Consider the following 26,097-nt stretch of genomic DNA (forward strand, 5'->3'; position numbering starts at 1 on the left):
CCGGAGCCTGCCGCATGTCCAAGCTGCCCCATGCCTGCCTGTTCGCCGCCTTGGCCGTCGCCTCCTTCGGCGTGACCGCACAGGATCATGCCGAACAGGAGCGCGCCGAAGTGACCGATCCGCACCAGTGGCTCGAGGACGTCGAGGGCGAGAAGCAGCTCGCCTGGGTCCGCGAGCAGAACGCTAAGGCCGAGGCCGAACTGGCCGACACCGCCGGCTTCAAGGCGCTGGAAGCCGACCTGCTGGCCATCTACGACTCCGACGACAAGATCCCCGGCGTCTACAAGCAGGGCGACTGGTACTACAACTTCTGGCGCGACCGGAACCACGAGCGCGGCATCTGGCGCCGCACCACGCTCGAGGAATACCGCAAGCCGCAGCCGAAGTGGGAGACCGTGCTCGACCTCGACGCGCTGAACAAGGCCGAGGGCGAGAACTGGGTCTGGCATGGCGCCAACTGCCTGCGCCCCGAGTACACCCGCTGCCTGGTCGCGCTGTCGCGCGGCGGCGCCGACGCCGACGTCACCCGCGAGTTCGACCTGTCGACGAAGCAGTGGGTCGAGGGCGGCTTCTTCCGCCCGGAGGCCAAGGGTGGCCTGCAGTGGATCGACCAGGACACGGTCTACGTCTACACCGACTTCGGCGACGGCAGCCTGACCAGCTCCGGCTACCCGCGCATCGTCAAGGAATGGAAGCGTGGCACGCCCATGTCCGAAGCCGGCGTGGTGTACGAGGGCACGCCGGACGACATGTACATCGCCGCCGGCCATGACCACACGCCGGGCTTCGAGCGCGACTTCGTCACCCGCACCATCGCCTTCTACAACGACGAGCTCTACCTGCGTAACGCCGACGGCTCGCTGACCAAGGTCGACGTGCCGAACTCGGCACAGAAGTCGGTGCAGCGCGAGTGGCTGGGCCTCGAGCTGCGCGAGCCGTGGGACGTCGGCGGAAAGTCGTACAAGGCCGGCTCGCTGCTGGTCGCGAAGTTCGACGACTTCATGGCCGGCAAGCGCGAGTTCGAAGTGCTGTTCGAGCCGACCGACACCACCTCCCTGGCGGGCTCCTCGTTCACGAAGAACCACCTCGTGCTCAACGTGCTGGAGGACGTCAAGAACCGCCTGACCGTGCTCACGCCGGGCGCGGACGGCTGGACTCGCAGCGAGCTGGCCGGCGTGCCCGAGTTCGGCACCGTCAGCGCCGGCGCCGTGGACAGCGACGAGTCCGACGCGCTGTGGATGACGGTCACCGACTACCTGACCCCGACCACGCTGATGCTCGCCAGCGCCGCACCCGGCGCGGCCGCGCCCGAGGTGCTGAAGACCCAGCCGGCGTTCTTCGACGCTTCGAAGCACGAGGTCGAGCAGCACTTCGCCACCTCGAAGGACGGCACCCGCGTGCCGTACTTCCTGGTGCATCCGAAGGGCGCGAAGGCCGACGGCAGCAATCCGACCCTGCTGTACGGCTACGGCGGCTTCGAGATCTCGCTGACGCCGGGCTACTCCGGCGGCGTCGGCAAGGGCTGGCTGGAGAAGGGCGGCACCTATGCGGTCGCCAACATCCGCGGCGGCGGCGAGTACGGTCCGCGCTGGCACCAGGCCGCGCTCAAGGCCAACCGCCACAAGGCCTACGAGGACTTCGCCGCGGTCGCGCAGGACCTGATCGACCGCAGGATCACCTCGCCGCAGCACCTCGGCATCCGCGGCGGCAGCAACGGCGGCCTGCTCACCGGCAACATGCTCACCCAGTATCCGGAGCTGTTCGGCGCGGTGGTGATCGCAGTGCCGCTGCTGGACATGCAGCGCTACCACAAGCTGCTGGCCGGCGCCTCGTGGATGGCCGAGTACGGCAACCCGGACAAGCCCGAGGAGTGGGAATTCATCAAGACCTTCTCGCCCTACCACCTGTTCGACGCGGACAAGGACTATCCGCCGACCCTGATCCTGACCTCGACCCGCGACGACCGCGTCCACCCCGGCCATGCGCGCAAGATGCACGCGCTGATGACCGCGGCCGGCAAGGACGTGCGCTACTACGAGAACATCGAGGGCGGGCACGGCGGCGCGGCCAACAACCGCCAGCAGGCGCACATGGACGCGCTCTACCTCACTTTTCTCTGGCAACAGCTCGGCAACGACGCCGAATAAGGACCGACGGGGCGCCTGCGGGCGCCCCGTTGCATTGCAACCCCGGAAGCCCCATCCATGAAGACCCTCGCACTCACCAGCCTGCTGCTCATGACCGCCACCAGCCACGCCGCCACGCCCACGCCGCCCGACGTCGAGAAGCGCGCCCACGAAGTCCGCGCCCCGCACGGCGCCGTGCGCCAGGACGAGTACTACTGGCTGCGCGACGACAAGCGCGAGGACAAGGCCATGCTGGCCTACCTCGAAGCCGAGAACGCCTACGTGGACGCGGTGGTGGCGCCGCTCAAGCCGGTCGAGGACCGGCTGTACGACGAGTTCGTCGGTCGCATCAAGCAGGACGACGCCAGCGTGCCCTTCCGCGAGCGCGGCTGGTGGTACTACTCGCGCTACGAGACCGGCAAGGACTATCCGGTGCATGCGCGCCGCCAGGACGCCGAAGGCCTGGGCGCGGCGGAGATCATGCGCCTGAACGAGGCCGGCGACTTCGCCGCCGAGCAGGTGCTGCTCGACGTCAACGCCATGGCCGAGGGCAAGGACTACTTCAGCGTCGGCGTCTACGAGGTCAGCCCCGACAACCGCATCCTGGCCTGGGCCGACGACAGCGTCGGCCGCCGCCAGTACACGATCCGCTTCCGCGACCTCGAGACCGGCAAGGACTTCCCCGAATCGATCCCAGGCCTGTCCGCGGACATGGTCTGGGCCGATGACAACAGGACGCTCTTCTACGTCGAGAACGACCCGGAGACCCTGCTCACCGTGCGCGTGAAGAAGCACGTGCTCGGCACCCGGGTCGCCGACGACGTGCTGGTGTACGAGGAGAAGGACGACAGCTTCTACATGGGCGTCTCGCGCACCCGCGACGACCGCTTCATCTGCATCGGCGTGGAAAGCACGGTGTCCAGCGAGCTGCGCTGCACCCCGGCCGCCGACCCGGGCGAGTTCACCGTGCTCGCCCCGCGCGAGCGCGACGTCGAATACGACGCGGACCACTTCGACGGCCGCTGGGTGATCCTCACCAACGCCCCGGACGCCGCCGGCAACAAGGCGCCGAACTACCGCCTGGCCACCGCGCCGACCGCCGCGACCTCGCGCGCGGAGTGGAAGGAGTGGATCGCGCACCGCGACGACGTGCTGCTGGAAGGCTACGAGCTGTTCGACGGCTTCACCGCGATCGCCGAGCGCTCCAACGCGCTGGAGCGCATCCGCCTGCTCAAGCCCGATGGCGAAGAGGAGTACGTGGCCGCCGACGAGCCCGCGTACTCGATGGGCCTGTCGGTCAACGCCGAGCCCGACACGCAGTGGCTGCGCTACGGCTACACCTCGATGACCACGCCGGGCACCACCTACGAGCTCAACGTCGCCACCGGCGAGCGCCGCCTGCTCAAGCAGCAGCCGGTGATCGGCTACGACCCCTCGAAGTACGCCACCGAGCGCACTTGGGCCACCGCCCGCGACGGCACCCGCATCCCGGTGTCGCTGGTCTACCGCAAGGGCTTCGAAAAGGACGGCAGCGCCGCCCTGCTGCAGTACGCCTACGGCAGCTACGGCATGTCGATGGACCCAGGCTACAGCCTGACCACCACCAGCCTGCTCGACCGCGGCATGGTCTACGCCATCGCCCACATCCGCGGTGGCCAGGAGATGGGCCGCCAGTGGTACGACGACGGCAAGCTGCGCAACAAGGTCAACACCTTCACCGACTTCATCGACGTCACCGACCACCTGGTGGCCGAGGGCTGGGCGGCGAAGGATCGCGTCGCAGCTTACGGCGGCAGCGCCGGCGGCCTGCTGATGGGCGCGATCTCGAACATGGCGCCGGAGAAGTACCGCCTGATCCTGTCGCAGGTGCCGTTCGTGGACGTGGTGACCACCATGCTCGACCCGACCATCCCGCTGACCACCAACGAGTACGACGAGTGGGGCAACCCGGAGCGCAAGGGCGACTACGAGTACATGCTGGGCTACTCGCCCTACGACAACCTGGAAGCGAAGGCCTATCCGGCCATGTTCATCGGCACCGGCCTGTGGGATTCGCAGGTGCAGTACTGGGAGCCGGCGAAGTACGTCGCCCGCCTGCGCGACCTGAACACGTCGGACGCGACCGTGCTGTTCCGCACCAACATGGATGCCGGCCACGGCGGCAAGTCCGGGCGCTTCCGCCGCTACCGCGAGCTGGCGGAAATGTATGCCTTCATGCTCGACCAGCTGGGCGTCGACGCCGCCGAGGCGCCCGAAGCGCGCTGAGTCCGTGCGCGGCGGGCGACAGCCGCCCGCCGCGCGCGGCATCATGCCGTCCATGAACGACGCTCCCCGGGATCCGGCTTCCCGCCCGCGCTCGCGTTTCCGCTGGGCCTGGTGGCTGCTGGCCTACGTCGCGCTGGGCCTCGGCCTGCTGGGCGTGGTGCTGCCCGGTCTGCCGACGGTGCCTTTCATCCTGCTTTCGGCCTGGGCCGCGGCACAGGGCTCCGAGCGCCTGCACGCCTGGCTGCTGGCGCACCCGGGCTTCGGGCCGATGATCCGCGACTGGCACGAGCACGGCGCGGTCACCCGGCGCTCGAAGTGGATGGCCACCGGCGCCATGGCCGCGTCCGCGGTGGTGCTGCTGGTACTGGCCTGGTTCACCGCCTACCAGCGCTGGTGGGCGGTGGCGCTGCCGATCGCCTGCATGGCCGTGGTCAATGTTTGGCTGTGGATGCGGCCGGAACCGCCGCCGCGCTAGACTGCGGCCATGAACATCCGCGCACTGCTGCCCCTCGCCCTGCTGGTCTCCGCGCTGGCCCTGTCCGCCTGCGGCAACAAGGGCCCGCTGCTCCCGCCGCCGGCCCCGGACGACGATGAATGGCCGGCCGAGCAGACGGACGATTACGACCAGGACGGCGAGGGCGAAGCGCTCGATGCCACCGGTGTCGACACCGATGCGGACGACACCGACATCGACGACGAAGGCGACGATCCGGCCGAAGACCCGGTGCCGCCCGCCGGCGACGACGGTGATGGCGACGCCTGATCCCGTGGCCACCGCCGCCGCCCGCGCCGGGCTGCGCTTCAGCAAGATGCACGGCGCCGGCAACGATTTCGTGGTGCTCGACCTTCGCGGCGGCGCGCCGCCGCCGGACGCCGCCTTGTGCCGGCTGCTGGCCGACCGCCACCGTGGCGTCGGTTGCGACCAGGTGCTGACCATCGCCGCGCCGTGCAGCGAAGGCGCCGTGGCGTCCTACGGCATCTGGAACGCCGACGGATCGCCCTCGCAGCAGTGCGGCAACGGCGCGCGCTGCGTCGCCGCCTGGCTGGTGCGCGACGGCGCGGCGTCCGGCGACTTCGTGCTCGACAGCCCCGTGGCCAGCCACCGCGTGCGTGAGCTCGGCGACGCCGGTTTCGAGATCGAAATGGGCGCGCCGGTGTTCGCGCCGGCGGAGATCCCGCTGGCCGGCGTCGGCGGGGACGCCGACGACTACGCCATCGAGGTCGTCGGCCGCAGGCTGCGCCTGGGCGCGGTCTCGATGGGCAATCCGCATGCGGTGATCGAGGTCGATGACATCGACGCCGCGCCGGTGACGGAGCTTGGCGCGGCGCTGCAGCAGCACCCGGTCTTCCCGCAGCAGTGCAACGTCGGCTTCGCCCGGGTGCTCGACCGCGGCCGCATCCGCCTGCGCGTGTACGAGCGCGGCGTCGGTGAAACGCTGGCCTGTGGCAGCGGCGCCTGCGCCGCGGTGGCGGTGCTCGCGCGGCGCGGGCGCGTCGATGCCGCCAAGGGCGTCGATGTCGAACTGCCTGGCGGCACGCTCCGCATCCATCTTGGCGCCGACGGCAGTCTGTACATGGCCGGTCCGGCGGCATTCGTCTACGAAGGGGAATTCAACGCATGAACGACACCGTCGAAAAGCTCGGCGCCCACGAGGTCGCGGCCTGGCTGCGCCGCCACCCCGGCTTCCTGCAGCAGTTCCCGGACCTCGCGCTCAGCCTGGTGGTCCCGCGCGAGGACGGCCCGGCCGCCTCGCTGGCCAGCTACCAGTTGGAAGTGCTGCGCGACAAGAACCGCGAGCTCTCGCGCCGCCTGCAGGACCTGTACGCGGTATCGCAGGAGAACGAGCGCCTGGCCGTGCGCACCCACCAGCTGACCCTGGCGCTGATGCGCCCGGAGAGTCCCGCCGGCGTGGTCCGCGCGATGGTGGCCACGCTGGCCGAGGACTTCAGCGGCGACCTGGTGCGCGTCGTGCTGTTCGAACCGCTGCCGGGCCTGTCCGATGAGGAATGGCTGCAGGTCATTCCCCGCGACGACCGCAGCCTGCAGCCCTTCGCCGACTGCATCCGCGACGGCGAACCGCTGTGCGGGCGGTTGCATCCGGACAAGCAGGCCCTGCTGTACGCCGCGCGGGTGGACGAAGCGGCCTCCACCGCGCTGCTGCCGGTCGAGGGCGTGGGACTGGTGGCGGTGGGCAGTCGTGATCCGAACCGCTTCTATCCGGGCATGGGCACGCTGTTCCTGCGCATGATGGGCGAGGCGTTCTCGGTGGCGCTGCGGCGGCATCGGGACCAGGCCTGATCCCGCGAAGCCGCGAAGGCACGAAGGAGGCGGCTGCGATGGGGGTGGGGCAGGCGAGGGACTCGACCGGGAGCGGGATGCATCCCGCGGTCGGGGAGTACCTGTCGCACCTCGAGGTCGAGCGGCGGATGTCGGGGCATACGCTGGATGCCTACCGCCGCGACCTGGAAGCGCTGGTGGGATGGGCGGCGGCGCAGGGGCGAGGTGACCTGCTGGCGCTGGACAGCGCCGCGATCCGCGGCTTCGTCGCCGCGGAACATCGCCGTGGCCTGTCGCCCAAGAGCCTGCAGCGGCGGCTGTCGGGCTGCCGCAGCTTCTACCAGTGGCTGCTGAAGCACGGCCGCGTCGTGGCCAACCCCGCCGCCGGGGTGCGCGCCCCGCGGGCGCCGCGCAAGCTGCCGCAGGTGCTGGACGTGGACGAGGCGATGGCCCTGGTGGAAGTGCCCACCGAGGCCCCGCTGGGCCTGCGTGACCGCGCGCTGCTGGAGCTGTTCTATTCCTCGGGCCTGCGCCTGTCGGAGCTGCGCCTGCTGCGCTGGCGCGACCTGGACCTGGCGCAGGGGCTGGTGACCGTGCTCGGCAAGGGCAGTCGGCAGCGCACGGTGCCGGTGGGTTCGCATGCCTGCAAGGCGCTGGCCGAGTGGCGCGCGGAGAGTGTCGGCACGGGCGAGACTGCGCCGGCATCGGCGGATGCGCCGGTGTTCCCTGGTCGCGGCGGCGCGCCGATCAGCGCGCGCGCGGTGCAGGTGCGGCTGCGCGAACTGGCCAAGCGCCAGGGTCTGTTCAAGCGCGTGCACCCGCACCTGCTGCGGCATTCCTTCGCCAGCCACGTGCTCGAATCCTCCGGTGACCTGCGCGGGGTGCAGGAGCTGCTGGGGCACGCCGACATCGCCACCACCCAGATCTACACGCACCTGGATTTCCAGCACCTGGCCAAGGTGTACGACGACGCACACCCGCGGGCGAAGCGGCGGAAGTAGCGCTTGAAGCCACCGCGGCCTGTCCCCACGTGTGGGATTCAGCCCCCGGAGGCCCGCATGGACCCCAGCCAGAACCCCCACGTATTCCACGCCACCACCATCGTTTCGGTGCGCCGCGAGGGCCGCGTCGCCATCGCCGGCGACGGCCAGGTGACCCTCGGCCACACGGTGATGAAGGCCAACGCGCGCAAGGTGCGTCGACTCGGCAAGGACGGCCAGATCCTGGCCGGCTTCGCCGGTGCCGCCGCGGACGCGTTCACCCTGTTCGAACTCTTCGAATCCAAGCTCGAGAAGCACGGCCAGCTCACCCGCGCCGCGGTCGAACTCGCCAAGGACTGGCGCACCGAGCGCCGCTTCGGGAAGCTCGAGGCCCTGCTCGCGGTGGCCGACAAGGACACCTCGCTGATCATCAGCGGCACGGGCGACGTGATCGAGCCCGAGGACGGCCTGGTCGCGATCGGCTCCGGCGGCCCCTACGCCCTGTCCGCCGCGCGCGCGCTGCTGGCGCACACCACCATGGACGCGCGCGCGATCGCCGTGGAGGCGCTCAACATCGCCGGCGACGTCTGCATCTACACCAACCGCAACGTCGTGGTGGAGGAACTCTGAGCATGGCCATGAAGATCGATACCTCCCACGCCACCATGACCCCGCGCGAGATCGTGCAGGAGCTCGACCGCCACATCATCGGCCAGCAGCAGGCCAAGCGCGCGGTCGCGATCGCGCTGCGCAACCGCTGGCGCCGCGCCCAGCTCGGCGACGAGCTGCGCAACGAGGTGATGCCGAAGAACATCCTGATGATCGGCCCGACCGGCGTCGGCAAGACCGAGATCGCGCGCCGCCTGGCGACGCTGGCCAACGCGCCCTTCGTGAAGGTTGAGGCCACGCGCTTCACCGAGGTCGGCTACGTCGGCAAGGACGTCGAGCAGATCATCCGCGACCTCGCCGACACCGCGGTCAAGCTCTACCGCGAACAGGCCAAGCAGAAGATGCGCACCCAGGCCGAGGACCGCGCCGAAGACCGCATCCTCGACGCGCTGCTGCCGAAGCGGCAGGGCACCGCGCCCGGGTTCGGCTTCGGCGCCGCGGCGCAGGGCAGCACCACGGTGGACATCGGCGCCGAGCCCTCGTCGCAGGAATCGGAGACGCGGCAGAAGCTGCGCCGCCAGCTGCGCGCCGGGGACCTTGACGACCGCGAAATCGAACTCGACCTCGCCGCCGGTGCCGGCGTCGACATCATGACCCCGCCGGGCATGGAGGAAATGGGCCAGCAGCTGCGGCAGATGTTCGCCAACCTCGGCGGCGGCAAGACCCAGAAGCGCACGCTGGCGATCCGCGCCGCGCGCCCGCTGCTCATCGAGGAAGAGGCCGGCAAGCTGGTCAACGAGGACGAAGTGCGCGCCGCCGCGATCGAGGCCTGCGAGCAGCACGGCATCGTCTTCATCGACGAGATCGACAAGGTCGCCAAGCGCAGCGAAGGCATGGGCGCCGACGTCAGCCGCGAAGGCGTGCAGCGCGACCTGCTGCCGCTGGTGGAGGGCTCCACCGTCAGCACCAAGTACGGCCCGGTGAAGACCGACCACATCCTGTTCATCGCCTCCGGCGCCTTCCACCTGGCCAAGCCCAGCGACCTGATCCCGGAGATGCAGGGCCGCTTCCCGATCCGCGTGGAGCTTTCGGCGCTGTCGAAGGATGATTTCGTGCGCATCCTGACCGAGCCGAAGGCCGCGCTGACCAGGCAGTACGTTGAGCTGATGAAGACCGAGGGCCTGGAGCTGGCGTTCACCGACGATGCCGTGGACCGGCTGGCCGAGATCGCCGCGGACGTGAACGAGCGTCAGGAGAACATCGGCGCCCGTCGCCTGCACACCGTGCTCGAACGGCTTCTGGACAGCCTGAGCTTCGAGGCGCCGGACCGCGGCGGGCAGGTGGCCATCGATCGTGCCTACGTCGACGAGCAGCTGGGCGGACTGGTGCAGGATCAGGATCTGAGCCGCTACATCCTCTGACTCCGCCACGATCTTCCCGACTCTCCCGACTCCCGGCCCTTCCCCGATTCGCGGGGGAACACGGTGGCATGCCCATTACGTTTCTGTTGCTTGTGGGCTGGCAGACTGGGTGACTCCTGTCGTTCTCGCGAGGTCCACCATGCTTCGGCCCCTCCTGGCTTCCACCGCGGCCCTGTCGCTGCTTCTCGCCGTCGCGCCCGCCGCTGCCCGTGACGTCTCCTGCCGCCTCGACTTCGACATGGCCGGCTGGTCGGCGTTCTACAAGACCGCCTCGGGCACCGGCCGCGTCAGCTGCGACAACGGCCAGGCCATGGCCGTGAGCATCAGCGCCAAGGGCGGTGGCCTGACCGTGGGCAAGTCGGAGATCCGCGGCGGCCGCGGCGAGTTCTCCGGGGTGCGCTCGATCAACGAAGTGCTCGGCACCTATGCAACGGCCGAAGCCCACGCCGGCGTGGTGAAGTCCAGCAAGGCCCAGGTGATGACCAAGGGCGAGGTGTCGCTGGCCCTGGCCGGGACGGGCGAGGGCGTGGACCTGGGCGTGGCCTTCGGCGCCTTCACCATCGAGGCGCGCTGAGTCGCCCGCGCCGCTGCGTTGCCTGTCAGGCTCGCAGCGCCCACTGCTTCGGCGTCTGCCCCGCGCGTGCCTTGAACATGCGCGCGAAGGCGGCCGGGCTGGCATAGCCCAGTTCGTCGGCCACCCGCGCCACCGGGCGCCCCAGCGACAGTTCGCGCCGGGCCGCGAGCATGCGGTAGTCGGCGAGGTAATCGCCAGCGCTGCGGCCGACTTGGCGCCGGAAGGCGGCGGTGAAGCTCGCGCGCGACATGCCGGCTTCCGCCGCCAGCGCATCCAGAGTCCAGGCGTGGCCGGGGCGCGCGTGGATGGCGACCAGCGCGCGCGCCAAGCGCGGATCCGACAGCGCGTGGATCAGGCCCGGCGTGGCGCCGGCGAGGTCGGGGTGGTCGAACAGCCAGCGCAGCAGCTGGATCAGCACCACTTCGAGCAGGCGGTCGGCAAGCACGCGATGGCCGCAGCGCACGTGGTCGGCCTCGTCGAAGAGCAGGGCGAGCGAGGCCTCCAGGCCCCCGACCTCCCGCAGCGGCAGGGCCACGAGCGCCGGCAGTCCGGCCACCAGCGGGTGCTGCTGGCCACCGTCGAAATTCAGCGCCGCACAGGTCAGCACCGGTGCGGCTGCATCGTCGATGGCGCGGAAGCGGTGCGCGTCGCCGGCCGGATAGAACAGCAGCATCGGTTCGTCGACCCGCTGCACGCGCGGGTGCCCGGGCACCGCGTGCCGCACCTCCATGGCGCCGTTGCGCAGCAGGTGCAGGAAGCCGCGGCCCGGGCGCGCGTCGAACGATTCGCTGCCGCACAGCGGACCGGTGTGGAAGAGCTCGACGCCCACGTGGAAGCGGCGCAGCACGGCTTCGAGGCGGTCCAGGGACATGTCATCCGTTCTGCATGAAAATATCGCCGAATTGTACCCAATCGGATGGAATGACGCCACAGACTGGCCTCCCCGGCGCATTCCGCGCCCTGCCAAGGAGAAACCCGCCATGTCCAGGATCGCCCTCGTCGACCCCGCCGCCGCCAGCGCCGACCGCAAGGCCCTGCTCGACGACATCCACGGTGCGTTCGGCGCCACCCCGAACATGTTCCGTGCCGTGGCCAACTCGCCCGCGGCGCTGCGCGCGATGTGGGGCGCGTTCGGTGCGCTGGGCGCCGGCAGCCTGTCGCCGCGCCTGGGCGAGGAGATCGCGGTGGCGATCGCCGACCGCAACCGCTGCGAGTACTGCCTGGCCGCGCACACCGCGCTGGGCCGCAAGGCCGGCGCCAGCGCCGCAGACATGGCGCGCGCCCAGGCCGGCGAGTCGGACGATCCGGCCACGGCCGCCGCGCTGGCCTTCGCGCTCAAGCTGGTGGAGGACCGCGGCCAGGTGTCGGACGCCGACGTGCAGCGCCTGCGCGACCAGGGCTTCGACGACGGCCAGGTGATGGAGATCCTGGCCCACGTCGCGCTGAACCTGTTCACCAACTACACCAACGTCGCTTTCGGGGTGCCGCTGGATTTCCCGGAGGTGAAGCTGCGCGCCCGCGGTTGACACAGCTCGTTGATCCGTCCGCACCAGTTCGCGGCCAAAGCCTGGGCCGCCGTGCGGCCCCTCACTCCTCCCCGATATCCTCGTTCCACAACCCCGGATTCGCCTCGATCCACTCCCGCATCATCGTGATGCAGCGCTCGTCATCCAGCACCACCACCTCGGTGCCGGACTCGCGCAGCCACGCCACGCCGCCGTCGAAGTTCACCGCTTCGCCCACGACCACCGTACCGATGTTGAACTGCCGCACCAGGCCGCTGCAGTACCAGCAGGGCGCCAGCGTGGTGACCATGATGGTGTCGCGGTAGGCGCGCTGGCGGCCGGCCTTGCGGAAGGCGTCGGTCTCGCCGTGGATCGAAGGATCGCCCTCCTGCACGCGGCGGTTGTGGCCGCAGCCCAGCAGGCGGCCGTCGGCGTGGTACAGGGCGGCGCCGATGGGGATACCGCCCTCGGCCAGGCCCTGCCGGGCCTCGGCGATGGCGATGTCGAGCAGGGCGCGGTAGTCGGGGGTCGCGATCATCGGGATCCATCGTCGGGAAAGGCTCCACGATACCGCCAGCCGCGCGGGCCGCGGCGGGCCAGGGTCCGGCGGCTTGTCGCGGGCTGGGGGCTGGCACAGAATCGGGCCGACGGACGCCGGTCGGGGGGACAGGGGAATGCAGGGAATCAAGGCAGGCCTGGCGGCGCTCGCGCTGCTGTCGTTCACACCAGCAGCGAGCGCCGAGGTGGTGCAGGGCGCATTGCAGCTGCGCTGGGGCGACCCCCACGTGCCCGTGGGCATGGAGGTCCGCCGCGCACCGCGCTTCGAGGCCCAGTTGGTGCTGGACAGCGGCGAGCGCCTGCCGCTCGATCCCGCCCAGGCGCGTCGCGGCGCCGGCGACCTGCTGGCGCTCGCGAACCGCCGGGTGGCCATCGAGTTCTCGCGGGCCGGAGGCGCGCGGGGAGCGCGCTTCATCGAGGCGATCGTGCCGGCCGACCGCTTCGGCGCGCCGCAGGCGGAGCATCTGGTCGCGGGCAAGGCCGACACCACGCCGCAGGCGGTGCTGGGCGCGACCCGGTGGGTCTCCATCGCCTGCAGGTTCGCGGACGTGGAGGCGGAGCCCCGGCCGGTCTCGTTCTTCCAGGGCCAGTACGGGGAGGCGCCGGGGCAGCTCGGCCACTACTGGCGTGAAGTGTCCCATGACAGGATCAACTTGCAGGGCAGCACGGCCGTGGGCTGGTATGCCTTGCCCCATCCGCGCTCGCACTATGTGACCACGGACGCAAGTACGGACGAAGAAAGCGTCGACCTCGGCGCGCTGTTTCGCGACTGCACGGCGGCGGCCGATCCGCACGTCGACTTCCGGCAGGTGCTCGGCGTCAACCTGATGTTCAACGGCGATCTCGACGGCTATGCCTGGGGTGGCGGCGAATGCGGCGTGCTCGATGGCGTGCGCAGCTGCTGGTCGACGACCTGGAACCCGCCATGGTCGTTCAACAACATCGCGGTGCTGGCGCACGAGATGGGCCACGGCTACGGCCTGCCCCATTCCGACAACTCAGACGGCGACGACGACACCTACGACAATCCCTGGGACGTCATGAGCAGCACCTGGCACAACGCCGCGACGAACCCGCAGTACGGCGTGCTGCCCAAGCACGTCAACATCCACCAGCGCGACCGCCTGGGCTGGGTGGCCGCCGCGCGCAAGCGCACCGTCGAAACGGGCGAGTCGCCGGTTTCGCTGCTGATCGATTACGCCAGCCTGCGTGGCTCGGGCAACGTGCAGATGCTGGTCCTGCGCACCCGGGGCGCGGCGGACCCGTACCTGGATACCGTCTATACGGTGGAAGCCCGGCGCAGGAGCGGCGACTACGAGGCCGCCCTGGCGGGCGACGCGATCATCATCCACAGCGTTGGTGGCGACTACTCGGCCAAGGCGAGAAGTCTGGATGCCGACGTGCCGCCCGCGGACGTCTCGAACAACGAGGGTTCGATGTTCAAGGTCGGGGAAACCTGGATATCGCCCGACGGGCGGCTCATGGTGCGTGTGGAGGCGCAGACCGCCACCGGCTTCCGGGTGGTGGCCGGCAGCCCCGTGCGCACCGGCGGCAACCAGCGGCCCGGGACGGTGCGATAATCGCGGCATGAGCGACCGCGACCCCCGCCCCGACACCACCCACTTCGGCTTCCGCGACGTGCCGGTGGCCGACAAGCAGAAGCTGGTCGGCGAGGTGTTCTCGTCGGTGGCCGGCAATTACGACCTGATGAACGACCTGATGTCGTTCGGCATCCATCGGGTGTGGAAGCGCTATTTCGTCGCCACCGCCCAGGTCGGCCGCGGCGACCGCGTGCTCGACCTCGCCGGCGGTACCGGCGACATCGCCGCGCTGCTGCGCTCGCGCGTGGGCGAGACCGGTGAGCTGGTGCTGGGCGACATCAACGGCAGCATGCTGCGCGTGGGCCGTGACCGCATGGTCGACCGCGGCCACGTGCGCGGCTTCAGCTACGTCCAGTGCAATGCGCAGTCGCTGCCGTTCCCGGACGCGAGCTTCGACCTGGTCACGATCGCCTTCGGCCTGCGCAACGTCACCGACAAGGACATGGCACTGCGGGAGATGCTGCGCGTGCTGAAGGTCGGCGGCCAGGCGCGGGTGCTGGAGTTCTCCGAGGTGCCGGACTGGTTCAGGCCGCTGTACGACTTCCACTCCTTCAAGGTGCTGCCGAAGCTGGGCCAGCTGTTCGCGGGCGACGCCGACAGCTACCAGTACCTGGCCGAATCCATCCGCAAGCACCCGCCGCAGGGCGAGCTGAAGGCGATGATGGAGGCCGCGGGCTTCGCGCGCTGCCGCTACCGCAACCTCTCGGGCGGCATCGTCGCCATCCACGACGGCTACAAGGCCTGAGGGCGTTCCACGGGCTTTCGGGGGCCGGGTCGCGCCCGGGCAAGCCCCCCGCGGCGCACCCGGTGCCGCCCTGCGGCTAGAATCGGGGGCTGTTCCAGTCACCGGACCCCCGTCCATGATCCTGAGCCGTATCCTCCGCCTGGCCGCGCTCGCGGCGCTGGTCGCCCTCGCCGTCGCCGCCTGCAAGCGCGAGCCGACGCCCACCGACGCCACCGCGCCGGCCCCCAGGCCGCAGGCCGCCGCCACCAGCGACGACTATGACGAGCACTCCTACGCCGAGCCCGACAAGGTCGCCATCGACGACCTCGCGCTGGACCTGGCCCTGGACTTCGATGCCCGCACCATCAGCGGCACCGCCACCTACACCCTGGACTGGCGCGACGACACGGCCACCGCCCTGGTGCTCGACACCCGCGACCTCACCATCGAGCGCGCGGAAGGCGAGGGCGAGGGCGGCAGCTGGCAGCCGCTGCAGTTCGAGCTGGCCGGCCGCGACGACCTGCTCGGCAGCAAGCTGACCATCCAGGCGCCCGAGCGCAACACGCGCATCCGCGTCGCCTACCGCACCTCGCCGGCGGCCTCGGGCCTGCAGTGGCTGGAGGCCTCGATGACCGAGGGCAAGGCCACGCCCTTCATGTTCAGCCAGTCGCAGGCCATCCACGCCCGCTCCTGGGTGCCGCTGCAGGACACGCCGCGCGTGCGCTACACCTACAGCGCGCACGTGACCTCGCCGGCGGACGTGATGGTGCTGATGAGCGCCGACAACGACCCGGCCGCGGCCCGCGACGGCGACTACAGCTTCCGCATGCCGCAGCGCATCCCGTCCTACCTGATGGCGATCGCCGCCGGCGACCTGGTGTTCAAGCCGATCTCCGCGCGCGCCGGCGTCTGGGCCGAGCCGACCATGGTCGACCGCGCCGTGGCCGAGTTCGAAGACACCGAGAAGATGATCGCGACCACCGAGTCGCTGTACGGCCCCTACCGCTGGGAGCGCTACGACCTGCTGATCCTGCCGCCGTCGTTCCCCTACGGCGGCATGGAGAACCCGCGCCTGTCCTTCATCACCCCGACGGTGATCGTGGGCGACAAGTCGCTGGTGTCGCTGATCGCGCACGAGCTGGCGCACAGCTGGTCGGGCAACCTGGTCACCAACTCCAGCGCCAAGGACGGCTGGCTCAACGAGGGCTTCACCAGCTACGTCGAGAACCGCATCGTCGAGGCGCTGTACGGCAAGGAGCGCGCCGACATGGAGTACGTGATCTCGCGCAACGGGCTGAAGGCCGAGATCGAGCGCATGAGCCCCGAGGAGCAGGCGCTGGCCGTGCGCCCGGGCGTGGTCAAGGATCCCGATGATTCGCTCAGCGCGGTGTCCTACGACAAGGGCGCGTGGTTCCTGCAGTTCCTCGAGGAGCGTTACGGCCGCGCCGAGTTCGACGCCTTCCTGCGCGGCTACTTCGACCACTTCGCGTTCCAGTCGATCCCGACCGCGCGCTTCGTCGACTACGCGCAGAAGCACCTGCTCGACCAGTACCCGGGCAAGGTCACCCGCGAGGAACTCGAGGCCTGGCTGTACGAGCCGGGCATCCCCGCCAGCGCGCCGCAGGTGCTGTCGCGCAACTTCGGCGTGGTCGACAGCGCGCGCCTGGGCTGGCTGGGCAGCGGCACGGTGCCGCCGGCGGCGATCACCGACGACTGGAGCACGCAGGAGTGGGTGCACTTCCTGGAGGGCCTGCCGCAGACCCTGTCCATCGAGCAGCTCTCGCAGCTCGACACCGCCTACGGCTTCACCGGCACGCCCAACGGCGAGATCGCCCAGCGCTGGTACCCGCTGGTCGTGCGCAGCGGCTACCTGCAGGCCTATCCGGCGATCGCCGACTTCGTGCGCGGCATCGGCCGCCGCAAGCTGATCATGCCGACCTACCAGGCCCTGGTCGCCACCGAGGCCGGGCTGGCCTTCGCGAAGGAGCAGCTGGAAGCCGCGCGCCCCGGCTACCACCCGATCACCACCGGCTCGGTGGAGAAGCTGATCGCCGAAGCGAAGCCGGCGCCGGGCAGCGGCATGCCGGCGGTGCCCGCGGGCGTCGATCCGGCCGAGCCGAAGCCTGACGACGCGGACGCCGCCGATGCCGAAGGCGGTTCCAGCGACGCGGCGGAAGAAGCGCCGGCGATCCCGGCGGCCGACGGCGATCCCACGCGGCCGGCGCCGAACGGCACCTGACGCCGCTCGGCGCGGTCGCAGTACCCCCGGACCAGGCATCCATGGAGGCCAGATGAGCACGCACACTTCCGCCCACGTCGCGCGTGCCGCACTGCGCGCAGCCCCGGCCCTGCTGGCGCTGGCCCTGCTGGCCGGCTGCCAGGACCCGGCCGCGCAGGCCGAGGCCCAGGCGGCCAGCCAGGCCCAGGCCAACGAGGCCGCCGCGGAGCAGGCCGCAGCCGACTTCGACGCCGCCTTCGCCGCGGAGAACTGGCCGCTGGCCGCCGCCCAGGGCGACGTCCTGCTGGCGCGCTACCCCGACACCGCCGCCGCCGAACGCATCCGCCCCCTGCACGAGGAGGCACGCGCCAAGGGCAACGCCGTGCGCGAGGACGCGCGGCTGCAAGGGCTCTGGGCCTACCAGAGCGAGCCGGTGAAGGGCGGCAACCAGCTGTCGGCCGCGATCTATTCCCGCGAGAACGTGGACAGCGACGGCAGCGGCGCGAAGCCGGTGCGCCTGATCTTCCGCGACCACCCGTCCTGGGGCCGCAGCAGCTACCTGGTGATGCAGGCCGGCGACTTCGACTGCTACGGCGCGTGCCGGGTTGCAGTCACCGTGGACGCCGCCGCGCCCAAGCGCATGGCCGCCAACCGCCCCGACACCGACGAGGCCATCGCCATGTTCATCGACGACGAGAAGGCGCTGTGGCGGATGATCGACGGCGCGAAGCGGCTTAAGGTCGAGTACCCGGTCAAGGCTGGCGGCACCCGCACCGTCGAGTTCGAGGTCGGCGGGCTGGACCGCGACCAGCTCAAGGCCTGGAACTGAAGGCGGTCCGTCGTCCTGTCCGGCGCAGGCGGGACTCCACGTTGTTGATGCCAGGGCCGGCAATCCGCTGCGCCCGGATCCGATGGGGAGTACCACGCATGTCCAGAGTCATCACTGCCGCCACGATGCTGGCGGTTGGCATCATCGCCCTTGCCGCCGCGCCGGCCGCGCATGCCGAAACCCAGGTCAATGCCACCGGTGCCTGCAAGAGCGCGCTGCCGGTCTTTGACGGCAACATCCGCAGCCGTCCCCTGGGCGTCCGCAACGAGGGCACCAGCAATGCCTTCATCTCCTGCTCGGTGCCTTCCGAGCACGGCACGCGGCTTGCGCTCGTCGGCCTTCGCGTGCACAACGGCAATGCCGTCGCCACCAGTCTGAGCTGCACCTTCGTCAACGGCCGATTCAACTTCGCGCCGCAGAGCGAGACGCAAACGATCGAGTTGCCGGCGAACACGTCGGACTGGATGATCTTCTACCCGGGGGCAACGGCGCCGGACGGTGGCGACCTGGCGAACTTCAGCTGCAACCTCAAGCCAGGTACCGAGCTGAGCTACATCGCCACCCAGCCAGCTTCCTGAGCCTGGAAGCATCCCGTACCCGGCCCGACGCCCTGTCCCCGCATTCCGGTGCGGAGGCCGGGCGTCGGCATGCGCGGGCCGGGCAGCCGCGGCAGGGTCGGCCCTACAGCGCGTACCCGAACTGCTGCCGGAACTGCAGCGAGAATTCCTCGTAGTCGAAGCGCTGGTTCTGGGTGCCGGGGTGCTCGACCTTGAGCGCCCCCATCAGGTTGCCGATGCGCCCGATGGTCTCCCAGTCGTAACCCTTCTCGATGCCGAAGATCAGGCCGGCGCGGAAGGCGTCGCCGCAGCCGGTGGGGTCGGTGATGCGGCGTTCGTGCGCCGGCGGCACGTTGTGCAGCTTGCCGTCGGCGTGGATGCAGGCGCCCTTGGGGCCGCGGGTGGCGATGTAGGCCTTCACCTTGCCGGCGATGGTCTTGTCGTCCCAGCCGGTGCGCTCCTGCAGCAGGTTGGACTCGTAATCGTTGACGGTGACGTAGTCGGCCTGCTCGATGAAGGCGCGCAGCTCCTCGCCGTTGAACAGCGGCATGGCCTGGCCGGGGTCGAAGATGAAGGGGATGCCGGCTTCGTGGAATTCCTTCGCGTTCTGCAGCATGCCCTCGTAGCCGTCGGGGCTGACGATGCCGATGGTGACGCCCGGCACGTCCTTCACGTGGTTCTCGTACGACCGCATCATCGCGCCCGGGTGGAAGGCGGTGATCTGGTTGTTGTCGTGGTCGGTGGTGATGAAGGCCTGCGGGGTGAACAGCTCGTCGATCACCTTGACCCGGTCCAGGGTGATGCCGTTCTCGTCGAACCAGTCGCGGTAAGGGCCGAAGTCGCCGCCGACGGTGGCCATCGGGATCGGGTCGCCGCCCAGGAGTTTCAGGTTGTAGGCGATGTTGCCGGCGCAGCCGCCGAACTCGCGGCGCATCCGCGGCACCAGGAACGAGACGTTCAGGATGTGCACCTTGTCCGGCAGGATGTGGTTCTTGAACTGGTCGGGGAACACCATGATGGTGTCGTAGGCCAGGGAACCGCAGATCAGTGCAGGCATCGGGTAGGCGCTCCGGGGTGGGGGCCGGCCCCGGGTGGGACGGCGGTCTCGGTTTCTGGGGTGGAGCCGGCGAAGGCCGGCCGTCGCAAGCCGGGACCCTGGGGACACGGCGGTTCGATAGGTTAGCCGCTGCGGGCGCACGGGGCCAAGCAGGGACGCGGCCTGCGCCCCGGTTTTCCTTGCCGGGGCAGGGGGTGGTTGCTACGCTTCACGATCCCGTTTTCGCGGGAAATCCCCCCGTTCCCCGCCCCCTCCTGACGGATTCCTGTTCCCGATGTTCAAGAAGTTCCGCGGCATGTTCTCCAATGACCTGTCCATCGACCTGGGCACGGCCAATACCCTCATCTTCGTCCGCGGCCAGGGCATCGTGCTGAACGAACCGTCGGTGGTGGCGGTGCGCCAGGACCGCAACGGCGGCCCCAAGGCGGTCGCCGCGGTGGGCGCCGAGGCCAAGCAGATGCTCGGCCGTACGCCGGGCAACATCACCACGCATCGCCCGATGAAGGACGGCGTCATCGCCGACTTCACCTATACCGAGGAGATGCTCAAGTACTTCATCCGCAAGGTGCACAAGAGCCGCTTCCTGCGGCCCAGCCCGCGGGTGCTGATCTGCGTCCCGGCCGGCTCCACCCAGGTGGAGAAGCGCGCCATCCGCGATTCGGCGATGGAGGCCGGCGCCCGCGACGTGTCGCTGATCGAGGAGCCCATGGCGGCCGCGATCGGCGCCGGCATGCCGGTGACCGAGGCCCGCGGCTCGATGGTGGTCGACATCGGCGGCGGCACCACCGAGGTCGCGGTGATCGCGCTCAACGGCATCGTGTACTCGCAGTCCGCGCGCATCGGCGGCGACCGCTTCGACGAATCGATCATCAACTACGTGCGCCGCAACCACGGCATGCTGATCGGCGAGGCCACGGCCGAGCGGGTCAAGATCGAACTCGGCTGCGCCTACCCGCAAGAGAAGGTGGAGGAAACCGAGATCTCGGGCCGCCACCTGGCCGAGGGCGTGCCGAAGATGGTCACCATCACCAACAACGAGGTACTGGAAGCGCTGCGCGAGCCGCTGATGGGCATCGTCGCCGCGGTGCGCCAGGCGCTGGAGCAGACCCCGCCGGAGCTCAGCGCCGACGTCGCCGAGCGCGGCATCGTGCTTACCGGCGGCGGCGCCCTGCTGCGCGACCTCGACCGCCTGCTCAGCGAGGAGACCGGCCTGCACGTGCAGGTCGCCGAGGACCCGCTGACCTGCGTGGCCCGCGGCGGTGGCCGCGCGCTGGAACTGCTGGACATGCACGGCAACGAATTCTTCGCCTCGGAGTGAGCTGACAGCCCCGGCCACCCACCGTGTCCAACTACGCCGGCCCCTCCGCCCCCCGCTCCAGCGACGTCGCCGGCACGCTGCGGCTGCTGGCCTACCTTGCTGTTTCGGTCGCCCTCGTCGTGTTCGACCACCGCGGCGACTGGCTGGTCCAGATCCGCGGGCATGCCAGCGTCGCCATGCAGCCGGTGTGGTGGCTGGCGGGCCTGCCCTCGCGCCTGGGCGAGGGCCTGCGCGACGACGCCGCCACGCGCTCGCGGCTGGCGGAGGAGAACCGCCACCTGCGCAACGAGTTGCTGCTCGGCGCCGCGCGCCAGGCCCGGCTGCAGGTCGAAGCCGAGGAGAACGCGCGCCTGCGCGGCCTGCTGGGCGCCGCCGAGCGCGGCGGCCTGGACGTGCAGCTGGCGCCGATCCTCGACGTCGACCTTGACCCGACCCGGCAGCGCCTGATGCTCAACGCCGGCACCCGCAACGGCGTGCGCCGGGGCCAGGCGGTGATCGACGCCGGCGGCCTGGTGGGGCAGGTGATCGACGCCACTCCGACCACGGCCGTGGTGCTGCTGCTGACCGACCCCGACCACGCGGTGCCGGTGGCGGTGGCGCGCACCGGCGTGCGCCTGATCGCCTACGGCACCGGCCGCAGCGACCGGCTGGAACTGCGCAACGTGCCGCTTTCGAGCGAAGTGCGTGCAGGCGACGTGCTGATCACCTCGGGCCTGGGCGGGCGCTTTCCGCCGGGCTTCCCGGTGGGCACCATCGCTGCGCTGCGCCCCGACGACAGCCGGGCCTTCCTGGTCGGCGACATCGATGCCGCGGCGCAGCTCGACCGTGGCCGCGACGTGCTGCTGCTGCGCGGCGACCCCGGGGAGGCCGCGCCGGCCGCACCGGCCGATGTGGAGCCTGGCGCCAAGGCCGCCGAGGCCGCCGAGGCCAGCGGGGGCGAAGCCGACGCCGAATCCGAGGCCGCCGCCACGCCCGACGGAGCGGTGGAATGAGCGCCCGCGGCCGCTCCTGGGTGCTGCCGGTGAGCATCCTGCTGGCCCTGCTGCTGGGCCTGCTGCCGATGCCGGCGCTGCTGCAGCCGCTGCGCCCCTACTGGCTGGCGCTGGTGCTGGCGTACTGGGTGATCGAGGACAGCGAGCGCGTCGGCCTCGGCGTCGCCTTCGCCATGGGCCTGGTTGCCGACGTGGCCTTCGGCGGCCTGCTCGGAGAGCAGGCGCTGCGGCTGGTGGTGATGACCTTCATCCTGCAGCGCTTCCGTACCCAGATGCGCTTCTTCCCGATGCCGCAGCAGGCCCTGGCCATCGGCGGCCTGCTGCTCAACGACCGGGTGATCAGCACCATCCTCCACCTCGCCCTGGGCGAGCCGGTGCTGCCGCTGGCCTACTGGTGGGCGCCGCTGGTCGGCATGCTGCTGTGGGCACCGCTGTTCGTGCTGCTCGACGCGCTGCGCATGGGCCGCGGCGCCCGGCTGTGATGCAGGCCAAGCTCGGTCCGCGGGGCCGGCGGTTGCGCAACGCCGAGGCCGAGGCGCGCCTGTTCCGCGGCCGCGCGCTGCTGGGCTTCGGCGTGGTGCTGATTTCGCTGTGCGGGCTGGCCGGCTGGTACTTCAAGCTGCAGGTGCTCGACCACGACGACTACGCCAAGCGCTCGCAGGCCAACCGCATCAAGCCGCGGCCGGTGGTGCCCGGGCGCGGCCTGATCCTGGACCGCGAGGGCCGGATCCTGGCCGACAACGTGCCCGCCTACCGCCTGGACGTGACCCCGGAGGACGCCGGCGATCCGAAGGCCCTGGTCGAGGCGCTGTCGGAGGTGGTCGAACTCGCGCCCGAGGACATCGAGCGTTTCGAGGCGGCGCGCAGGACCACGCGCGGCTTCCGTGCGATCCCGCTGAAGCTGCGCATCAGCGACGAGGAGGCCGCGCGCTTCGCGGTCGAGCGCTGGCGCTTTCCGGGCGTGGAGCTGGTGCCCTACCTCAACCGCCGCTACCCGTATGCCGACCTGATGGCGCACATCGTCGGCTACGTCGGGCGCACCGACGAGGACGACATCGCCCGCTTCGGCGAAGGCCACGGCGTGTTCACCCACACCGGGCGCACCGGGCTGGAGCGCTACTACGACGAGGCCCTGCGCGGCGTGGTCGGCTACGAGCAGGTGGAGACCAATGTCGAGGGCCGCGCGCTGGGCCGTCTGGGCCTGGTGCCGGCGAGCGCCGGTGCCGACCTCAGGCTGTCGATCGACGTCGAGCTGCAGCAGGCGATGGTCGCGGCCTTCGGCGAGATGCAGGGCTCGGCGGTGGCGGTGGACCCGGCCACCGGCCAGGTGCTGGCCATGGTCAGCCTGCCCAGCTACGACCCCAACCTGTTCGTCAACGGCATCTCCACCACCGACTATCGCGCGCTGATGGACGACCCGGCGCGGCCGCTGTTCAACCGCAACGTGCTCGGCGGCGGACCGCCGGGCTCGATCGTGAAGCCCTTCGTGGCGCTGGCCGGCGTCGACAGCGGGCTGCGCACGCCCGAAAGCCGGGTGTTTTCCACCGGCGAGTTCTTCATCCCGGGGCAGAGCCGCGGCTACCGCGACGCCGGCCGCGGCGCCGGCTGGGTCGACCTGCGCGATTCGATCTCGCGCTCGATCAACTACTACTACTACAAGCTCGCCTACGACATGGGCATCGACCGTCTGGCCGAGTACATGCACCGCTACGGCTTCGGCCAGCCCAGCGGCATCGACCTCACCGGCGAGACCTCGGGCATCGTGCCCTCGCGCGAATGGAAGGCGAAGCAGAGCCGCGAACCCTGGTACCCGGGCGAGACCGTGATCGCCGGCATCGGCCAGGGCTACTGGGTGGCCACGGCGTTGCAGATGGCGCGCGGCACCGCGGCCATCGCCAACGGCGGCACCCTGCATCCGCTGCGCCTGGTGGCGGAGCGGCGCAGCGGCTATGACGCGCCCTGGACCCCGCTGCCCCTGGCGGCGGCGCCGCGCATCACCGACAACCCCGCGCACCTGCGCGCGGTGCAGGAGGGCATGGAGAACACCATCCACGGCCGCGGCACCGCCACCGCCATGGCCCGTGGCGCACCCTACCGCATGGCCGGCAAGACCGGCACCGCGCAGCGCGTCAGCCGCCGCGGCAGCGCGAGCATGGATCCGCGCTCGCTCCCCTACCACCTGCGCCACCAGGCGCTGTTCGCCGGCTATGCGCCCGCGGAGAACCCGACCATCGCCGTGGTGGTGGTGGTCGAGCACGGCGGCTACGGCGGCTCGACCGCGGCGCCGATCGCGCGCCGGATCTTCGACGCCTGGCTGCTGGGCGAGATGCCCGAGGTGCCGGCCGCGGAGGGCGAGGCGGCGCCGGTGGTCGCGCTGTTCGACAACGTGGTCGCGACCGTGGTCGCCGGGCCGGGGATCGAGCCGGCGGGCGAGGCCGCGGTCGCAGCGCCGGACATGCCGGCGACCGGCAGCGGCGACGATGGCGTGCCAGGCGCAGGGGAGGGCCGGCCATGAACGTCATCCTGCGTTTCCTGCTGGACCTGCTGCTGCGCTTCGTGCGCACCCTGGACTGGGTGCTGCTGGGCGCGCTGCTGGCGCTGATGGGCATCGGCCTGGCGGTGCTGCACAGCGCCGGTGGCCAGAATCCGGCGCTGGTGGTGTCGCAGGGCACGCGCTACGTCGTCGGCCTGGGCGTGCTCTGGCTGCTGTCGCGGGTGCCGCTGCTGCGCCTGCGTGACGCGGCGCCGGCCGCCTACCTGCTGTCGCTGCTGCCGCTGGTGGCGGTGCTGTTCGTCGGCACCGGGCGCAGCGGCGCGCACTGGCTCAATCTGGGCGTGTTCTATTTCCAGCCCGCCGAGCTGCTCAAGCTCAGTCTGCCGATGATGGTGGCCTGGTACCTCAATTCGAGGCCGATGCCGCCCTCGTTCCTGACCACCGTGGTCGGCATGCTGCTGGTGGCGATCCCGACCGGGCTGATCCTGCTGCAGCCGGACTTCGGCACCGCGATGCTGGTGGCCAGCAGCGGCGCCTTCGTGCTGTTCCTGGCCGGCATGTCCTGGTGGTGGTTCGTGGCCGCCGCCGCGGGCGCGGCCGCAGTGGCGCCGGTGGCCTGGTTCTGGCTGCTGCGGCCCTACCAGAAGGACCGCATCCTCACCTTCCTCGACCCGGAGTCGGACCCGCTGGGCGCGGGCTGGAACATCATCCAGTCGAAGATCGCGATCGGCTCCGGCGGGCTCGGCGGACAGGGCTGGGGGCAGGGCTCGCAGTCGCACCTGAACTACGTGCCGGAGCACACCACCGACTTCATCTTCGCGGTGCTGTCGGAGGAGTTCGGCTGGTTCGGCGTGGTCATGGTGCTGGCCCTGTACCTGGTGGTGGTGGGGCGCTGCCTGTGGATCGCGGCGGAGTCGCGCGACGGCTTCGGGCGCCTGTTGGCCGGTGGCCTCGGCCTGGCGCTGTTCGTCTATGTGCTGGTCAACGGCGGCATGATCTCGGGCCTGCTGCCGGTGGTGGGCGTGCCGATGCCGCTGCTGAGCTTCGGCGGTACCGCGGCGGTGTCGCTGCTGGCGGGCATGGGCGTGGTGATGGCGGTGCATGCCGGCCGGCCGGTGCGCGGACGCTGAAAGCCGCCGGCCGGCTGCAGCCGGCACGGCGGCGCATGGCCGGGCTCAGCCCGCGGGCGGGGCGGCGGATGCCAGGGTTTCGGGCGTCACCTGGCCCACGACCTCGCCCTGCTCGTCCAGGAAGTCGATCGAGGCCGCGCCGTCTGGCGTGACCTTCAGCTGCATCCGCGGCTTGCCCCCGGCGTCGCTGAGCATCAGGGTCGCGTCGCCGCCGCCGTTGCGGCCGACGAACAGACGGCCCGCGCCATGGTGGTTCTCCGCCCGGCGCGTGGCCATCAGCGCCTTGCGCTCGTCCTCGGGCATCGCCTCGAGCGTGTCCTTCTCCTCGAAGTCGACCGCGATCGATCGCGACGGCCGGTCGGAGACCTGCATGCCGGCCAGGGTGCGCTCGCCGCCCTGGTCCAGGCCCATGATCTGGACGATCTGGTCCTGTTCGTAGCGGTCGAAGGTCAGGCTCCCGCCGGAGCGGATCCGGCCGTCGGCATCCTTGCTGCCGGCGAAGATCAGGCCGCCGACCTCGCTGCCCTCGTCGTTGTAGAACAGCATCCCCGCCTGCGGCCGCGGGTGCTCGTATTCCTTGTCCTTGATGATCGCGCCGGGAAAGCGGGCGGAGCTCGACAGCACGTAGCGCAGGGTGCCGTCGGGTTCGCGCAGGTTGAGCCGCTGTACGTCGATCTCCTCGAAGCTCGCCTTGTTGCCCGAAGTCGCACCAGTCAGCAGCGCGGTGGCCACTGCGACGGTGAGCACGCCGGCATAGAGGGTGAGGAAGCGTTCCGATCGGTTCATGACGGTCCTTCATCTGGCGTTGTGGAAACCGCAGGCTATTCGCGTGAACACGGGCAGGGAGCGTGCACAAGGTCA

The 26,097-nt window shown here is 70.6% G+C and carries 24 protein-coding genes and 1 pseudogene; 21 read left to right on the forward strand and 4 right to left on the reverse strand.

Annotated features, from left to right (window positions below; translation table 11 throughout):
• The first annotated feature begins 14 nt into the window (after positions 1 to 14).
• The 10 genes from E2170_RS09045 to E2170_RS09085 all read left to right on the forward strand — a co-directional run bounded on the left by E2170_RS09045 (position 15) and on the right by E2170_RS09085 (position 10,253).
• On the forward strand, positions 15 to 2,147 hold the full coding sequence (locus E2170_RS09045; RefSeq protein ID WP_133000344.1) for a prolyl oligopeptidase family serine peptidase: 2,133 nt from the start codon (positions 15 to 17) through the stop codon (positions 2,145 to 2,147).
• A 57-nt stretch (positions 2,148 to 2,204) separates the two neighbouring features.
• A complete protein-coding gene (locus E2170_RS09050; RefSeq protein ID WP_133000345.1) occupies positions 2,205 to 4,391 on the forward strand; it encodes a S9 family peptidase in 2,187 nt (728 codons plus the stop codon).
• A 52-nt stretch (positions 4,392 to 4,443) separates the two neighbouring features.
• Positions 4,444 to 4,866, forward strand: a complete 423-nt coding sequence (locus tag E2170_RS09055; RefSeq protein WP_243708130.1) for a YbaN family protein — start codon at positions 4,444 to 4,446, stop codon at positions 4,864 to 4,866.
• A gap of 9 nt (positions 4,867 to 4,875) precedes the next feature.
• Positions 4,876 to 5,154, forward strand: coding sequence for an LPS translocon maturation chaperone LptM (lptM, locus tag E2170_RS13820; RefSeq protein WP_165942209.1), 279 nt, complete (start codon positions 4,876 to 4,878; stop codon positions 5,152 to 5,154).
• The gene (dapF, locus tag E2170_RS09060; RefSeq protein WP_133000347.1) at positions 5,141 to 6,013 is read left to right on the forward strand and encodes a diaminopimelate epimerase; all 873 of its coding nucleotides are present in this window, start codon (positions 5,141 to 5,143) and stop codon (positions 6,011 to 6,013) included. The genes lptM and dapF overlap by 14 nt, the downstream gene beginning before the upstream one ends.
• The gene (locus E2170_RS09065; RefSeq protein WP_133000348.1) at positions 6,010 to 6,690 is read left to right on the forward strand and encodes a DUF484 family protein; all 681 of its coding nucleotides are present in this window, start codon (positions 6,010 to 6,012) and stop codon (positions 6,688 to 6,690) included. The genes dapF and E2170_RS09065 overlap by 4 nt, the downstream gene beginning before the upstream one ends.
• Positions 6,691 to 6,767: 77 nt before the next feature.
• Positions 6,768 to 7,670, forward strand: a complete 903-nt coding sequence (gene xerC / locus E2170_RS09070) for a tyrosine recombinase XerC (RefSeq protein ID WP_133000349.1) — start codon at positions 6,768 to 6,770, stop codon at positions 7,668 to 7,670.
• A gap of 57 nt (positions 7,671 to 7,727) precedes the next feature.
• Complete coding sequence (gene hslV, locus E2170_RS09075) at positions 7,728 to 8,279, forward strand: ATP-dependent protease subunit HslV (RefSeq protein WP_133000350.1); 552 nt, start codon at positions 7,728 to 7,730, stop codon at positions 8,277 to 8,279.
• A gap of 2 nt (positions 8,280 to 8,281) precedes the next feature.
• Positions 8,282 to 9,679: an ATP-dependent protease ATPase subunit HslU gene (hslU, locus tag E2170_RS09080; RefSeq protein ID WP_243708131.1), complete on the forward strand. Its 1,398-nt coding sequence runs from the start codon at positions 8,282 to 8,284 to the stop codon at positions 9,677 to 9,679.
• Positions 9,680 to 9,818: 139 nt separating this feature from the next.
• Positions 9,819 to 10,253 (forward strand): hypothetical protein, encoded by a 435-nt coding sequence (locus tag E2170_RS09085; protein WP_133000351.1) that lies wholly within the window; start codon positions 9,819 to 9,821, stop codon positions 10,251 to 10,253.
• Positions 10,254 to 10,278: 25 nt separating this feature from the next.
• Here the strand turns inward: E2170_RS09085 and E2170_RS09090 are convergent, their stop codons facing one another.
• Positions 10,279 to 11,124 carry an AraC family transcriptional regulator gene (locus tag E2170_RS09090; protein ID WP_133000352.1) on the reverse strand — a complete coding sequence of 282 codons (846 nt, stop codon included), beginning with the start codon at positions 11,122 to 11,124 and terminating at the stop codon, positions 10,279 to 10,281.
• Between the two features lie 109 nt (positions 11,125 to 11,233).
• On the opposite strand from E2170_RS09090, the gene E2170_RS09095 reads away from it, so the two are divergent.
• Entirely contained in the window at positions 11,234 to 11,779 is a 546-nt protein-coding gene (locus E2170_RS09095) for a carboxymuconolactone decarboxylase family protein (protein WP_133000353.1), read from the forward strand.
• Between the two features lie 61 nt (positions 11,780 to 11,840).
• On the opposite strand, the gene E2170_RS09100 is transcribed toward E2170_RS09095, so the two are convergent.
• A complete protein-coding gene (locus E2170_RS09100) occupies positions 11,841 to 12,296 on the reverse strand; it encodes a nucleoside deaminase (protein ID WP_133000354.1) in 456 nt (151 codons plus the stop codon).
• Between the two features lie 136 nt (positions 12,297 to 12,432).
• Between E2170_RS09100 and E2170_RS09105 the strand changes: the two genes are divergently transcribed.
• The 5 genes and pseudogenes from E2170_RS09105 (at position 12,433) to E2170_RS09125 (ending at position 18,266) form a co-directional block, all read left to right on the forward strand.
• The gene (locus E2170_RS09105; protein WP_133000355.1) at positions 12,433 to 13,896 is read left to right on the forward strand and encodes a metallopeptidase domain-containing protein; all 1,464 of its coding nucleotides are present in this window, start codon (positions 12,433 to 12,435) and stop codon (positions 13,894 to 13,896) included.
• Positions 13,897 to 13,903: 7 nt separating this feature from the next.
• Positions 13,904 to 14,662: a bifunctional demethylmenaquinone methyltransferase/2-methoxy-6-polyprenyl-1,4-benzoquinol methylase UbiE gene (gene ubiE / locus E2170_RS09110; RefSeq protein ID WP_133000356.1), complete on the forward strand. Its 759-nt coding sequence runs from the start codon at positions 13,904 to 13,906 to the stop codon at positions 14,660 to 14,662.
• A gap of 115 nt (positions 14,663 to 14,777) precedes the next feature.
• Positions 14,778 to 16,766 (forward strand): annotated as a pseudogene (locus E2170_RS09115) (M1 family metallopeptidase); the annotation flags it as partial.
• 166 nt (positions 16,767 to 16,932) lie between these two features.
• Entirely contained in the window at positions 16,933 to 17,688 is a 756-nt protein-coding gene (locus E2170_RS09120) for a hypothetical protein (RefSeq protein WP_243708132.1), read from the forward strand.
• A gap of 98 nt (positions 17,689 to 17,786) precedes the next feature.
• Complete coding sequence (locus tag E2170_RS09125; protein WP_133000358.1) at positions 17,787 to 18,266, forward strand: hypothetical protein; 480 nt, start codon at positions 17,787 to 17,789, stop codon at positions 18,264 to 18,266.
• A gap of 103 nt (positions 18,267 to 18,369) precedes the next feature.
• On the opposite strand, the gene E2170_RS09130 is transcribed toward E2170_RS09125, so the two are convergent.
• Complete coding sequence (locus E2170_RS09130; protein ID WP_133000359.1) at positions 18,370 to 19,302, reverse strand: carbohydrate kinase family protein; 933 nt, start codon at positions 19,300 to 19,302, stop codon at positions 18,370 to 18,372.
• Positions 19,303 to 19,576: 274 nt separating this feature from the next.
• On the opposite strand from E2170_RS09130, the gene E2170_RS09135 reads away from it, so the two are divergent.
• Genes E2170_RS09135 through rodA form a run of 5 tightly spaced genes read left to right on the forward strand, consistent with a single transcriptional unit; the run spans position 19,577 to position 25,236 of the window.
• Positions 19,577 to 20,620 carry a rod shape-determining protein gene (locus E2170_RS09135; protein WP_133000360.1) on the forward strand — a complete coding sequence of 348 codons (1,044 nt, stop codon included), beginning with the start codon at positions 19,577 to 19,579 and terminating at the stop codon, positions 20,618 to 20,620.
• A 23-nt stretch (positions 20,621 to 20,643) separates the two neighbouring features.
• On the forward strand, positions 20,644 to 21,612 hold the full coding sequence (mreC, locus tag E2170_RS09140) for a rod shape-determining protein MreC (protein ID WP_133000361.1): 969 nt from the start codon (positions 20,644 to 20,646) through the stop codon (positions 21,610 to 21,612).
• Complete coding sequence (gene mreD / locus E2170_RS09145; RefSeq protein WP_133000362.1) at positions 21,609 to 22,094, forward strand: rod shape-determining protein MreD; 486 nt, start codon at positions 21,609 to 21,611, stop codon at positions 22,092 to 22,094. The genes mreC and mreD overlap by 4 nt, the downstream gene beginning before the upstream one ends.
• Positions 22,094 to 24,127: a penicillin-binding protein 2 gene (gene mrdA, locus E2170_RS09150; RefSeq protein WP_133000363.1), complete on the forward strand. Its 2,034-nt coding sequence runs from the start codon at positions 22,094 to 22,096 to the stop codon at positions 24,125 to 24,127. The genes mreD and mrdA overlap by 1 nt, the downstream gene beginning before the upstream one ends.
• The gene (gene rodA / locus E2170_RS09155) at positions 24,124 to 25,236 is read left to right on the forward strand and encodes a rod shape-determining protein RodA (RefSeq protein WP_133000364.1); all 1,113 of its coding nucleotides are present in this window, start codon (positions 24,124 to 24,126) and stop codon (positions 25,234 to 25,236) included. Before mrdA ends, rodA begins: the two co-directional genes overlap by 4 nt.
• Before the next feature lie 45 nt (positions 25,237 to 25,281).
• Here the strand turns inward: rodA and E2170_RS09160 are convergent, their stop codons facing one another.
• Positions 25,282 to 26,022: a hypothetical protein gene (locus E2170_RS09160; RefSeq protein ID WP_133000365.1), complete on the reverse strand. Its 741-nt coding sequence runs from the start codon at positions 26,020 to 26,022 to the stop codon at positions 25,282 to 25,284.
• Positions 26,023 to 26,097 lie beyond the last annotated feature (75 nt).

The sequence above is a fragment of the Luteimonas arsenica genome (genome assembly GCF_004352825.1).
GTDB lineage: Bacteria > Pseudomonadota > Gammaproteobacteria > Xanthomonadales > Xanthomonadaceae > Luteimonas > Luteimonas arsenica.

Excerpts from the sequence above, each read along its gene's own strand:
- E2170_RS09055 (WP_243708130.1), top strand. The coding sequence starts at position 4,444 with ATGAACGACGCTCCCCGGGATCCGGCTTCCCGCCCGCGCTCGCGTTTC.
- rodA (WP_133000364.1), top strand. The coding sequence starts at position 24,124 with ATGAACGTCATCCTGCGTTTCCTGCTGGACCTGCTGCTGCGCTTCGTG.
- E2170_RS09130 (WP_133000359.1), bottom strand. The coding sequence starts at position 19,302 with ATGCCTGCACTGATCTGCGGTTCCCTGGCCTACGACACCATCATGGTG.
- E2170_RS09065 (WP_133000348.1), top strand. The coding sequence starts at position 6,010 with ATGAACGACACCGTCGAAAAGCTCGGCGCCCACGAGGTCGCGGCCTGG.
- E2170_RS09050 (WP_133000345.1), top strand. The coding sequence starts at position 2,205 with ATGAAGACCCTCGCACTCACCAGCCTGCTGCTCATGACCGCCACCAGC.
- E2170_RS09045 (WP_133000344.1), top strand. The coding sequence starts at position 15 with ATGTCCAAGCTGCCCCATGCCTGCCTGTTCGCCGCCTTGGCCGTCGCC.
- ubiE (WP_133000356.1), top strand. The coding sequence starts at position 13,904 with ATGAGCGACCGCGACCCCCGCCCCGACACCACCCACTTCGGCTTCCGC.
- xerC (WP_133000349.1), top strand. The coding sequence starts at position 6,768 with ATGCATCCCGCGGTCGGGGAGTACCTGTCGCACCTCGAGGTCGAGCGG.
- E2170_RS09135 (WP_133000360.1), top strand. The coding sequence starts at position 19,577 with ATGTTCAAGAAGTTCCGCGGCATGTTCTCCAATGACCTGTCCATCGAC.
- E2170_RS09095 (WP_133000353.1), top strand. The coding sequence starts at position 11,234 with ATGTCCAGGATCGCCCTCGTCGACCCCGCCGCCGCCAGCGCCGACCGC.
- lptM (WP_165942209.1), top strand. The coding sequence starts at position 4,876 with ATGAACATCCGCGCACTGCTGCCCCTCGCCCTGCTGGTCTCCGCGCTG.
- E2170_RS09090 (WP_133000352.1), bottom strand. The coding sequence starts at position 11,124 with ATGTCCCTGGACCGCCTCGAAGCCGTGCTGCGCCGCTTCCACGTGGGC.
- hslV (WP_133000350.1), top strand. The coding sequence starts at position 7,728 with ATGGACCCCAGCCAGAACCCCCACGTATTCCACGCCACCACCATCGTT.
- E2170_RS09125 (WP_133000358.1), top strand. The coding sequence starts at position 17,787 with ATGTCCAGAGTCATCACTGCCGCCACGATGCTGGCGGTTGGCATCATC.
- mrdA (WP_133000363.1), top strand. The coding sequence starts at position 22,094 with ATGCAGGCCAAGCTCGGTCCGCGGGGCCGGCGGTTGCGCAACGCCGAG.
- mreD (WP_133000362.1), top strand. The coding sequence starts at position 21,609 with ATGAGCGCCCGCGGCCGCTCCTGGGTGCTGCCGGTGAGCATCCTGCTG.
- E2170_RS09085 (WP_133000351.1), top strand. The coding sequence starts at position 9,819 with ATGCTTCGGCCCCTCCTGGCTTCCACCGCGGCCCTGTCGCTGCTTCTC.
- E2170_RS09160 (WP_133000365.1), bottom strand. The coding sequence starts at position 26,022 with ATGAACCGATCGGAACGCTTCCTCACCCTCTATGCCGGCGTGCTCACC.
- E2170_RS09120 (WP_243708132.1), top strand. The coding sequence starts at position 16,933 with ATGAGCACGCACACTTCCGCCCACGTCGCGCGTGCCGCACTGCGCGCA.
- hslU (WP_243708131.1), top strand. The coding sequence starts at position 8,282 with ATGGCCATGAAGATCGATACCTCCCACGCCACCATGACCCCGCGCGAG.
- dapF (WP_133000347.1), top strand. The coding sequence starts at position 5,141 with ATGGCGACGCCTGATCCCGTGGCCACCGCCGCCGCCCGCGCCGGGCTG.
- E2170_RS09105 (WP_133000355.1), top strand. The coding sequence starts at position 12,433 with ATGCAGGGAATCAAGGCAGGCCTGGCGGCGCTCGCGCTGCTGTCGTTC.
- E2170_RS09100 (WP_133000354.1), bottom strand. The coding sequence starts at position 12,296 with ATGATCGCGACCCCCGACTACCGCGCCCTGCTCGACATCGCCATCGCC.